The organism is Crocosphaera watsonii WH 8501, from assembly GCF_000167195.1.
GTDB lineage: Bacteria > Cyanobacteriota > Cyanobacteriia > Cyanobacteriales > Microcystaceae > Crocosphaera > Crocosphaera watsonii.
Map to the genome: position 1 here is coordinate 1 of NZ_AADV02000158.1, position 10,265 is coordinate 10,265.

Annotated in this window: 11 protein-coding genes and 2 pseudogenes; 6 read left to right on the plus strand and 7 right to left on the minus strand. The window is 36.4% G+C overall.

The features are described from left to right. The first annotated feature begins 178 nt into the window (after positions 1-178). The 3 genes from CWATDRAFT_RS26610 to CWATDRAFT_RS41520 all read left to right on the plus strand — a co-directional run bounded on the left by CWATDRAFT_RS26610 (position 179) and on the right by CWATDRAFT_RS41520 (position 1,653). A complete protein-coding gene (locus tag CWATDRAFT_RS26610) occupies positions 179-703 on the plus strand; it encodes a thylakoid membrane photosystem I accumulation factor (protein WP_042712525.1) in 525 nt (174 codons plus the stop codon). A 200-nt stretch (positions 704-903) separates the two neighbouring features. Further along, positions 904-1,347 (plus strand): polysaccharide deacetylase family protein, encoded by a 444-nt coding sequence (locus CWATDRAFT_RS41515; RefSeq protein WP_007307906.1) that lies wholly within the window; start codon positions 904-906, stop codon positions 1,345-1,347. A gap of 33 nt (positions 1,348-1,380) precedes the next feature. Continuing rightward, positions 1,381-1,653, plus strand: a complete 273-nt coding sequence (locus CWATDRAFT_RS41520; RefSeq protein ID WP_007307907.1) for a polysaccharide deacetylase family protein — start codon at positions 1,381-1,383, stop codon at positions 1,651-1,653. Between the two features lie 414 nt (positions 1,654-2,067). Here CWATDRAFT_RS41520 and CWATDRAFT_RS26620 read toward each other — a convergent pair whose 3' ends face one another. The 3 genes from CWATDRAFT_RS26620 to CWATDRAFT_RS38890 all read right to left on the minus strand — a co-directional run bounded on the left by CWATDRAFT_RS26620 (position 2,068) and on the right by CWATDRAFT_RS38890 (position 4,519). Beyond that, positions 2,068-3,564, minus strand: a complete 1,497-nt coding sequence (locus tag CWATDRAFT_RS26620) for an IS66-like element ISCwa4 family transposase (RefSeq protein ID WP_007307915.1) — start codon at positions 3,562-3,564, stop codon at positions 2,068-2,070. Positions 3,565-3,591: 27 nt separating this feature from the next. After that, complete coding sequence (locus CWATDRAFT_RS26625; RefSeq protein ID WP_007307914.1) at positions 3,592-4,173, minus strand: rhomboid family intramembrane serine protease; 582 nt, start codon at positions 4,171-4,173, stop codon at positions 3,592-3,594. Between the two features lie 169 nt (positions 4,174-4,342). Then, on the minus strand, positions 4,343-4,519 hold the full coding sequence (locus CWATDRAFT_RS38890) for a hypothetical protein (RefSeq protein ID WP_007307913.1): 177 nt from the start codon (positions 4,517-4,519) through the stop codon (positions 4,343-4,345). Between the two features lie 174 nt (positions 4,520-4,693). Here CWATDRAFT_RS38890 and CWATDRAFT_RS26630 point away from each other — a divergent pair, with 174 nt between their 5' ends. Further along, the gene (locus CWATDRAFT_RS26630) at positions 4,694-5,254 is read left to right on the plus strand and encodes a DUF2854 domain-containing protein (protein WP_007307908.1); all 561 of its coding nucleotides are present in this window, start codon (positions 4,694-4,696) and stop codon (positions 5,252-5,254) included. A gap of 62 nt (positions 5,255-5,316) precedes the next feature. Here CWATDRAFT_RS26630 and CWATDRAFT_RS26635 read toward each other — a convergent pair whose 3' ends face one another. Continuing rightward, on the minus strand, positions 5,317-5,790 hold the full coding sequence (locus tag CWATDRAFT_RS26635) for a DUF4079 domain-containing protein (protein ID WP_007307912.1): 474 nt from the start codon (positions 5,788-5,790) through the stop codon (positions 5,317-5,319). 134 nt (positions 5,791-5,924) lie between these two features. Here CWATDRAFT_RS26635 and CWATDRAFT_RS26640 point away from each other — a divergent pair, with 134 nt between their 5' ends. Together CWATDRAFT_RS26640 and CWATDRAFT_RS26645 are read left to right on the plus strand one after the other, a co-directional pair. Beyond that, entirely contained in the window at positions 5,925-6,416 is a 492-nt protein-coding gene (locus CWATDRAFT_RS26640) for a hypothetical protein (RefSeq protein ID WP_412093281.1), read from the plus strand. Positions 6,417-6,638: 222 nt separating this feature from the next. Further along, positions 6,639-6,932 (plus strand): annotated as a pseudogene (locus tag CWATDRAFT_RS26645) (WecB/TagA/CpsF family glycosyltransferase); the annotation flags it as partial. Between the two features lie 246 nt (positions 6,933-7,178). Here the strand turns inward: CWATDRAFT_RS26645 and CWATDRAFT_RS26650 are convergent. From CWATDRAFT_RS26650 to CWATDRAFT_RS34735, 3 genes and pseudogenes are all read right to left on the minus strand, one after another. Then, positions 7,179-8,663: an IS1380-like element ISCwa5 family transposase gene (locus tag CWATDRAFT_RS26650; protein WP_007307911.1), complete on the minus strand. Its 1,485-nt coding sequence runs from the start codon at positions 8,661-8,663 to the stop codon at positions 7,179-7,181. Between the two features lie 433 nt (positions 8,664-9,096). Next, positions 9,097-9,366 (minus strand): hypothetical protein, encoded by a 270-nt coding sequence (locus tag CWATDRAFT_RS26655; protein WP_042712526.1) that lies wholly within the window; start codon positions 9,364-9,366, stop codon positions 9,097-9,099. Between the two features lie 359 nt (positions 9,367-9,725). Further along, positions 9,726-10,265, minus strand: a pseudogene (locus tag CWATDRAFT_RS34735) (IS66 family transposase); the annotation flags it as partial.

The window sequence follows — 10,265 nt, forward strand, 5'->3', positions numbered from 1 at the left end:
AATTTTGGGCAAAGTGGCCGCTCCAGTCCCAGGGATTTTTAGGACCCTTTCCGTGGGGACACATTTTTAACCAAATTTTCGGAAAGGTTTTTTAACATGTGTAGGGAGTTATTTAGTTTTTCGGAGGCAAACGTTAATGGGGAGGAGGGTTTAAAGTTCCTAATTAAAGGTCGGTTGGATTGGTTTATTTTCTTTAAGGATCGCTTTTAACTGCTGGACTATCTTTCCTGCCACAGCTTATATCGATGATGATCGTCTTGATGGCAACATTTTTGTTGTTTATGCTGGCAATGGTTCCCTTGTTCCGGCTAAATTATCCTTAAAAGAGTCTTTAGATAGGGAAATGCCAACGGTGCTTGTTTATTATTTGGATGATAGTCGAGATTGTAAACGATTTGCCATCGTGGTTTCTCGTATTCAAGAATTTTATGGTCGGGCTGCTAATATTATTCCTGTTAATGTTGATAGCATTCCTGCAAAAGATATTTATACCAAGGAAGAATCTGGCTATTATTATCAAGATATTATTCCCCAAACCGTTATCCTTGATAGTGAAGGAAAGAAGATTTTTGATGGTAAAGGACAGGTGAAATATGAAGCGGTTGATGATGTTCTCCGAGAAGTTTTTAACCTCTTACCTCGTTCTGAGTCTGTGGAGTTAAAACGACGTATTGTTAACGAGTTTAATGAGGAATTACGTTGATAGTTGATAGATTTGCTGTAGGATCTTAATGTTATTAAGATCCTACAGCAGCTTGTAGTCAGTCCTTTAGGACGATCAAATATTGATCATCAAGGCTAAAGCCTTGACTACTTGCTTTTGTGTTTTATATTTAATGACAGCTACATATTTAATTGGGTGATACTTATCCTGAATTCTCAAGAAAATTTGAGTAAAAAATTATGATGTTAACTAAATTTAGGTTAATGTTTTTATCAGCAACAATTCTTTTGATATTAATCTTAAGTATCTTCTTTTATCAACCCAGATGGTTATTAAAAATAATAGTTAAAGTTGCTCCTGGGGTTTATTATTTCTCTGAAACTACTGATAAAATTGTTGCTGTGACTATTGATGATGGACCAAATACGATAACAACACCAAAAATATTAGAAACTTTGTCAAAAAATGATACTAAGGCAACTTTTTTTATAATTAGTGAAAGATTAGATAAGAATGAAGAGATTGTTGAAAATATCATTAATAATGGTCATGAAATTGGTAATCATCTGGTTAAAGATGAAAAAAGTATTTTCTTATCAAAAGAAGAATTTGAAGACAAATTTTTAACAGCAGATAAAAGTTTAAATCAATTTTTGTTATATGAATCATCAAAAGTAACTTAGTTTCGTCCTGGGGGAGGTTGGTATAATACCCAAATGTTAGAAACGGTCAAAAAATATAATTATCGGACAGCTAATGGTTCTATTTTTCCCTATGATACTAATATTCCTTCCTCTGAGTTTGCGAGTTACCATATCTTAGCAAATTTACGTCCTGGTGCTATCATTGTCTTACATGATAGTAGTAGAGACGGTAAGTCTGGAGACTGGGGAGAAAGAACGAATATTACCTTAAAAAAGATTCTTCCTGAGATCAAAAAAAGAGGTTATCGAACCGTTACTCTATCAGAAATGTTTACCGAAGGTTAATATGAATAATGTTATTTTTCGTCCCGCTTCTCCCGATGATGCTTTAGAAGTTGCTAAACTTTCTATCCTAGCAGCAGGTGGGATTTTTGAGTTTTTATTAGAAGATTTTGTGTAACTGCTCACCGCAACAAAAAAGTCTTATTGAAAAGCACTACAAACAACATCAGTTGAGTCAACAAAAATATAAGCCCTGTGATTTAGCGTAAAATTTAAGCTAATTTATTACGGCTATTTTAATGACTAACATTCCCAGAATCAAGTCTTTTAAAAACCTCAAATAAAAACAACAATATGAAAAAAAAAAATAGTAAGATAGTTTTTTGTTAGCGGAGATTATCCGCTAACCCTGTGTATTTTTGTGCAGAGAGATAGGGGGATCAAGAAAAATCTATCCCCCATCGGCTCCGGAGCCTTTTACATCTCTAATCCTGGGGGACTCCGACCAGCTAATGAAAATAATTCGCATAATTGGACAATGGCATTTTGCCCCTGTAATCTCATGGTCTCTAAAAAACTGAACATTTGGGTGACTAACTCTGCACCCCAGTCGCTTCTTGCTCCCCCACTTACTTTGCGGTGAATGACAATGGGACGTAAAGCTCTCTCAGCATCATTATTATCTGGTTTGACTTCAGGATAAGTTAGAAAGGTGAACCACTCTTCCCAATGACGTTTGAGACGGTTAATCAATCTTTGTGCATCATAAGGCCATCCTTTTTTGGGAGTTGCTTTAAAAATCTTTTGCAGTGAGTTCTCGACTTCTGTTCTTTTGGAGCCTAAGTCTTCAAGGGTTAAATTTCGAGCATGATAATGACGATAATGGATACGGGCGGTTGCTAAAACTTGCTGTACATCGGCAGCAAATTCTCGATTCGCTTGAAAACGACTGGTTTTAAGGGACTCTAACTCTCGTTCTAAATGTGCCAGACATTTCTGTTTGGCTATCGCACTTTGTCTAAAGTAGGCACTATAGCAGTCACTGGTGAGGATGCCCTTAAAATCTGCTCCTAACAATTTCTCGACTTCTGCGGAGCTTCTAGTGGGAGCCAACATCAACACACAGACCTCATTTGATGTGGCTACCCAAACCCAATACTTGATGCCATCGATGCAATAACTGGTTTCGTCAACACATCGGATTCCTGGCTGCTGGATGTACTTTAACCACTGTTTGGTCAAGGGTTCTAAACTTTCTTGAAACCATTTGTGCATTTTGGCAAGGCTCCCTTGAGAAATGGGAATGCCAAAGACATACTCTATAAAATGTTCCTGTTTACGCCATGTAAGATTACCCCCATAGCCAAGCCAGCCCACGATGCTACTTAATCGCGCCCCATAACTGAATCCTTCTTTAACTCCCAATGGAATAGGACTGTAATCTGACCATCCACAACTAGGACATTTATAGAATCCGCGACGATATTCCCTGATTTCTATGGGTTGGTCTACTACTTCAGCCACTTGCTGGACTTTTTCGGGAACTACTTCATCTCGTTCCACTGAACCCCCACAAACAGGACAGTTTTCTAGTTCTAAAGGGACTATCTTATCGGGCTGACCAAAACCATTACGGGTCTTCCCTGGGTGGTCATATTTTGGTCCGCGTTTAAATCCTTTTTTGCGTTTCTTTTTGTCAGAAGGCTTTTTTAGTGGGTCTGATGATGGGGGGACTGAACTGTTTTTTGAGTTACGGTTTTTTAGCTTATCTCTCTCTTCTTTCAATTTTTCAATTTCTTGCTGTTGTGTAGAGATTTGTTGTTGTTGCTGGTCAATCAGTCTTTGTTGAAGAGATAACTGTTGTTGTGCCTTGACTAGCCACTCAATCATGAAGACATTGTTCGCCAACTGTTCATCGGCGATAGCTCTAACTAGCTTTGAATCAATGGTAGCATTTGTGGTCATAACCCCCACTATACATAAAAATCCCCGATTTTACCTTTATGTTGTCAAGACAGATTCTTTATTGCGGTGAGCAATTACAATAAAACCAATTAATAAACCGAATAAATGACTTAACATACTTACTTGAGGGAGGAGGTAATCAGAGATTAATTGTACAATAATAACCACGACTATAATTGAGAGTCTTTTGCCGTTAATAGAAGACTTTTCATGTAACCATCTCCTTAAAAATATTGCAGTTAAACTGCCTACTAAACCCATAACTGATGCCGAAGCACCAACCAGAATATAGTCGAGTTTACCAGTATAATGAGCGAGATAAGAAAAGGCAGACATTGAGCCTATTCCACTGAGAAAATAAATAGTAATATAATTATATTTATTACTGATCTTTTCTACTAAATTTCCGATAAAATACAGTGCTAACATATTCATTGAAAAATGTCCCCATCCATAGTGAAGAAAATTAGAGGTAATTAATCGCCAAAATTGACCTTCCCAGACCACAACAGGAACTAAAGCACCTAATTCATATAAAGTTTCAATATTTTCACTACCACCTAACCTGAGTTGTGTAACAAATACCAAGCCATTGAGAATGATTAAGAATAGAGTCATTTTTCAATTTCTTATACTAAAAATGTTGGGGGTGACATTTCTTATTGTATCTGAATTTAATCAAGATTTTTATAAACAGTATTTAACTGAAAAAGAGAAACCTAAAAGCCACAGGAATAATCTAAAATACTGTTGCTTCTAGGATTAATAAAATTGCTAATTTCTCCGATTAAGAATTATTAGGAAAAGTCAATTCAAACTCCTCAATTAGTTCATCGAGTTCCTCAAGAGCTTGTTTAACATCGACTCGCAAGATTCCTAAATCTGGTTTTTCTAAAAGTTCCACTAAAAATCCTCGTTTACCCTCAATCAATTTGACTTGTTCCTGGATTGTTTCTTTATCCATTCCTTTAAACCTAAAATGAACACCAACTCTAGGATAAACAATCTTGAGTGTTCTGGTCTAGTCTTGACTAAAAATTCTCTTGAAAAGAAGTTATCCTCTTTTCAGAAAGACCGATCACAAGGATAATGAAGTTTGATAATAAAATTTAAAGCGATCGCTCAACACAGGAATTATATGTTACGCAAACTTTCATTAGCACGAGTCGGATTGACAGTCGGAGGAATTTTAACCATTATTGGCTTTGTGGCCTATGCTGTGGACAATCCTACCCTCAATTTAGCAGGATTTTTCTATGGTGTCCCCATTTTATTAGGGGGACTGGCTCTTAAGGCCGCGGAATTAAAACCCATTCCCTACAGTCAAAGCACATCCCCAGAAATTATTGCTCTAAGAGAGGAAAAAGCTACCCCAACTCAAGACCAAATTCGTAAAGATGTCACCCGTTATCGTTATGGACAAGAGGCTCATCTTGATGATTCCCTAGAAAGGTTAGGGTTGAGTCCTTCGGATGAAGATCGACCGGTATTAGTAGCTATTCGAGAGGAAAATATTGAGGGAAATTATGGTTTAATCTTAGAGTTTGATTCACCTTTTATTACCTTAGAAACTTGGCAAGATAAAAAAGAAAAGATTACCAAGTTTTTTGGACCTGATATCACTGTCAGAATTGATCCCAAAGAAGATAACGAAATTGATATTTTCTTAATTAGCTCGAGTAAGACTCAAGAAGGCTAAAACAAAGGTAACAGGAATATCTCCTGTTACCTTCGTAAACTAATAAATTTTCTAGAGTTTACTTAAGACATTCTCTCTAAAATTTTCTGGACGATTTCCATGCCACTAATGGCCTGCCAACCGAATAAACCAACAATAGCCATATTAAGAGTAATATGAGTATAACGGGCTAATTCATTGCCTTTCTGCATCAAAGGAGAGAGAGAAGCTGAAACCGCAATTAAAGCAGTCATAACTAAACCAATTAGTAAATGGGGACCGACGAATAATCTACCGTTGTTGATATAGGTAATAGCCATACCGCCCATATTACCTAATACCATTAAACTTAAGACCACTGAACCCATTTTATAGTGTCGGTTGCGAAAATCTTTTTTTACTAATTCTTTTTTGATATCTTTATCAACAAAGCGAATTCTTCGCCATTGAATCCCTAAATATAGAGCGTAAATGGTAAGGGCGAATAGGGCCCACATGAGAATAGGATGGCCAAACTGTGACCAGACTTTAACTTGTTCTGGAATATTCATAGACATTAAAGTGTTCTCTTAACAGGGTTTAAGAGTAGTTACAAAACTTAACTTAATATCAATTGTATACTATCAAGTGGTTTGACACAATCATAAGGTGAAGCAAAATTTTCAGGAGTCCTCTCAAAATGCTGCTCAAAATGCGTCAAGTTATTGTTGTTTTCTCTCTCAGTCTTCTTTTCTTAACATCCTGTGCTACTCAGGCCCCATCAAGGTTTGAACAAGCGCAGCAAGAAAGTTCTCAGAGAGGTAGTAGTGCGGTTGTTAAAGAATCAGAGTCTGGGGGAAGTTTTAATAAGTTTTTCCCCCCTTCTGGTGGGGGATATGAGCGTGTGTATACCCAAGAGAAAAAAGGTTTTGCAGAAGCAAAGTTGAAAAAAGATGGTAAAGAGGTGGCTGTATTAGCTATTTCTGATATTCTCAATAACCCCAGTGCTGCTAAGAAATTTGAAAAAAGTAGCCAAAAGATTAAGGGTTATCCTGCTGTTTCTCAAGGTAAAACCGGAACCGCTGTTTTAGTTGGCTATCGCTTCCAGGTTAAGGTGTTATCCCGTGATTCCTCTTTTTCCGAAGGCGATCGCCAAACCTGGTTAGAAAAGTTTGATCTCAATGGGTTATCTAAAGTTCAATAATTTCTACACCTATTACATGATCAGCTTGTGTCTACAGTCAAGGAGCAGCTTCTCCTGGGACATAAGCTGATTTTTTATAGTATTTTTGATCTAAAAAACAGAAAAATTAAACCGTTTACACGAAGTTATACACGAAGTTATACATTAACGCTAACATTGCAAAGGTTAAACAGGGGCATAATAGTATAAGTAGGGGAAAATAACTACGTATAATCCTAGACCATGAAAACAGTTAACATTCTCAATGTCGCTATCGATAACCTTTGTACCAAAGAACTACTGAAATCTCTCGCTCGCGAAGGGGGAGTGGTAGTTACCCCTGATGTGGATCATTTCATGAAACTCCGTCATGATGCCGAGTTAAGGGAAGTTTATCAACAGTCAGATTATCGGGTTTGTGACAGCAAAATTGTTCAGTTTGCTTCTCGCTTTCTAGGGACACCCATTCGGGAGAAAATTTCGGGATCGGACTTGTTTCCTGCTTTCTATGAATATCATAGAGAAAACAAGGATATTACCCGGATTTCTCACAAATTAATTTGAAAGCCCAATCCAGAGATGAAAAATGATAATTTTTAGGACTAATAGAAATTTTGAATATAGATGAATAAAAAAATTGACTTTGATTATCCAAAAATTGAGTTTAAGAGGGAATAATTATATTAACTTTTGATTTTCTCCACGATAAATAAGACTAAATGAAAGTATCAGTCAGTCAACAACTTATGATAGATATCTTTTTTAAAAAACAACTTATTCTACTTATCCCGTATTAGGAATAGTTTTAATTCTTTTGTTAGCAATAGATAAAATATCTTGATAAGGACAAGCACTAGCTATAGCGATAATAATTCTTCTATAACTAATCTTTATTCTGGCTCCCAACTTAAGAAGATTTAGACGTATTCTTCCCACAGTTGCTTTAGCCAATGAAGTTTTTTTTAAACAGTGTTGACGAAAAGCATTTATGAGAACATAAGCCCAGGAATGTATCCATAATCTTAGTTGATTACTTTGAAATGTTTGAGTTGAAGTTCTATGAGCTAACAAGTCTAATTGTTGTTCTTTAATCCGATTCTCCATCTCGCCTCTCGGACAGTATTTTTTTGTATAAAGTTTTGAGGGTGGAATTTTTGAAGCGGGCAAAGATGTCACCACATGGCGCATTTTTAAGCCATCACTTCCATAACAAACTTTTGTCACTACTCTTCTTTGACAACTCCATGACTTTTCTGTTTTATAACGAATAGAGCGATACCAAGTAGAAATTGGTACTAATTTTTTAACTTCTTCTAAATCTTCTTTTTTCTGAAATAAACTATCCATTAATTCAGTTATTGGAGCTAGTTTTTTTTCATATTCATGTTTGGCTTTTTCAATTACATCATCCGCTCGTAACTTAAGAACGCCATTTGTTCCCATAGCTATAACATAATCAACTAAAGGCTGATTTTCACAAAAATAGAAGATTTCTTCACGGGCATAGGCACTATCACCCCTAACTAGGATATGAGTCTCTGACCATTTTTCTCTAATTAGTCCGATAATTCTTTGTAATTCGTCTAAGGCTCCATCGGCTGGATCTACATTAGACGAACGAAGTTTAGCAACTAATAAATGATGCCCACAGAAAATATATAAAGGAGCATAACATACTCCGTGATAATAACTATTAAAAAATGCCCCTTCTTGATTACCATGTACTTGGTCATCCGTGACATCCATATCTAATATAATACTTAAGGGAGGTTTTTTATAAGACTCTAAACAAAATTCGACAAAAGATTTTTCAATGGCTTCAAAGTTGGGTTCTATTTTATGATAACGACTCGTTTTTTGGTCGAGAATAGTCTCAGGACAATATTCCAATCTATTAATTGTACTTTTTCCAGCTAACCATCCCTTTTTATCTTCAAGTTCATTAAGCTTTTCTAAAGCGATCTTAAGGGCAGGATCGTGACGTAATTTATCATGGTCATTGACATCTTCATAGCCTAAAATAATTCCATAAAGCCTTTGTGCTAATAACTCATGAACGGAATGATCTACATAAGATTGATGACGATGATCTTGAAAACAGTTACCAAACTTCTCGGTAATTCCCAGTTTTTTATCCAACTCAGCTATCCAGACAATCCCCGCATCTGAAGTGATTATTCCCCCATCAAAATTAGCGATTATTTCTTTTCCTTTCTGTTTACTAAAGTTGATTACTTGACGAGGGGTTCGGGGATGACTGGGACTCATTAAATCAGTTTAAGGTAAATTGCTTTAATAATTAAATTATAGCATATTTTATTCTAACAATCTAGTACTATTAGAGATTTTATTAATAATTTTTTTGGAAAAATGAGTGATTGATTTATCTTTTCATCTTTGTCTAATTCGGGTTGATTTTAACTTAAAATCTGACAACAGACTGTTGGTTGGGGAAATCTGCGATCGCTCTGTTCAAACCCACTTCCTGTAAGGCTTCTGTGTTTGGCGATCGCAGATTTTGTGAGAAATTCGGGAGAAGCTAAAATTAACCCGCCCTATCCATTCCTAACCCCTCCTGAAAGGAGAAGGCAGAAGCTAAAAACTGTTAATTACTTAAGTTATATCATTTATCGAGATAATAGGGTCTAAAACCTGGCTTTTTAAAGCGAAACGTTTTTGAGGCGAGGCTTAAATCCTCGTTTCAAAAACAACTTCTGTACGATAGTGCCGGAACGTAGTGAGGAACTCCTGACTTCTGACTTCTGACTTCGTTAATCCCTAACCACTTTCCTTGTTCATCATAATTAAGCGATCGCGGGTATCCTGCTGCATTCCAGACTGTATCAAATATAGGTTTCATGACTTGATATAAGTCAACATTATAATCTTCTATCATTACTTCTGGGAGTATTAAATTATCTCGATCAATTGGATTACCAAAAGAACGCCCAAATCCTGGATCATATCCCATAATGTAACCCCTTATGTTAATAATTGTTGTAAAAACGATAATGGGTGTGAAATCGTAACTGCTCACCGCAACAAAAAAGTCTTATTGAAAAGCACTACAAACAACATCAGTTGAGTCAACAAAAATATAAGCCCTGTGATTTAGCGTAAAATTTAAGCTAATTTATTACGGCTATTTTAATGACTAACATTCCCAGAATCAAGTCTTTTAAAAACCTCAAATAAAAACAACAATATGAGAAAAAAAAGAATAGTAAGATAGTTTTTTGTTAGCGGAGATTATCAGCTAATCCTATGTATTTTTGTGCAGAGAGATAGGGCGATCAAGAAAAATCTATCCCCCATCGGCTCCGGAGCCTTTTACATCTCTAATCCTGGGGGACTCCGACCAGCTAATGAAAATAATTCGCATAATTGGACAATGGCATTTTGCCCCTGTAATCTCATGGTCTCTAAAAAACTGAACATTTGGGTGACTAACTCTGCACCCCAGTCGCTTCTTGCCCCCCCACTTACTTTGCGGTGAATGACAATGGGACGTAAAGCTCTCTCAGCATCATTATTATCTGGTTTGACTTCAGGATAAGTTAGAAAGGTGAACCACTCTTCCCAATGACGTTTGAGACGGTTAATCAATCTTTGTGCATCATAAGGCCATCCTTTTTTGGGAGTTGCTTTAAAAATCTTTTGCAGTGAGTTCTCGACTTCTGTTCTTTTGGAGCCTAAGTCTTCAAGGGTTAAATTTCGAGCATGATAATGACGATAATGGATACGGGCGGTTGCTAAAACTTGCTGTACATCGGCAGCAAATTCTCGATTCGCTTGAAAACAACTGGGTTTTAAGGGACTCTTACTCTCGTTCTAAATGTGCCAGACATTTCTGTTTGGCCATCGCATTTG

Excerpts from the sequence above, each read along its gene's own strand:
- CWATDRAFT_RS26650 (WP_007307911.1), bottom strand. The coding sequence starts at position 8,663 with ATGAGTCCCAGTCATCCCCGAACCCCTCGTCAAGTAATCAACTTTAGT.
- CWATDRAFT_RS26625 (WP_007307914.1), bottom strand. The coding sequence starts at position 4,173 with ATGACTCTATTCTTAATCATTCTCAATGGCTTGGTATTTGTTACACAA.
- CWATDRAFT_RS26635 (WP_007307912.1), bottom strand. The coding sequence starts at position 5,790 with ATGTCTATGAATATTCCAGAACAAGTTAAAGTCTGGTCACAGTTTGGC.
- CWATDRAFT_RS26630 (WP_007307908.1), top strand. The coding sequence starts at position 4,694 with ATGTTACGCAAACTTTCATTAGCACGAGTCGGATTGACAGTCGGAGGA.
- CWATDRAFT_RS41520 (WP_007307907.1), top strand. The coding sequence starts at position 1,381 with ATGTTAGAAACGGTCAAAAAATATAATTATCGGACAGCTAATGGTTCT.
- CWATDRAFT_RS38890 (WP_007307913.1), bottom strand. The coding sequence starts at position 4,519 with ATGGATAAAGAAACAATCCAGGAACAAGTCAAATTGATTGAGGGTAAA.
- CWATDRAFT_RS26640 (WP_412093281.1), top strand. The coding sequence starts at position 5,925 with ATGCGTCAAGTTATTGTTGTTTTCTCTCTCAGTCTTCTTTTCTTAACA.
- CWATDRAFT_RS26655 (WP_042712526.1), bottom strand. The coding sequence starts at position 9,366 with ATGGGATATGATCCAGGATTTGGGCGTTCTTTTGGTAATCCAATTGAT.
- CWATDRAFT_RS41515 (WP_007307906.1), top strand. The coding sequence starts at position 904 with ATGATGTTAACTAAATTTAGGTTAATGTTTTTATCAGCAACAATTCTT.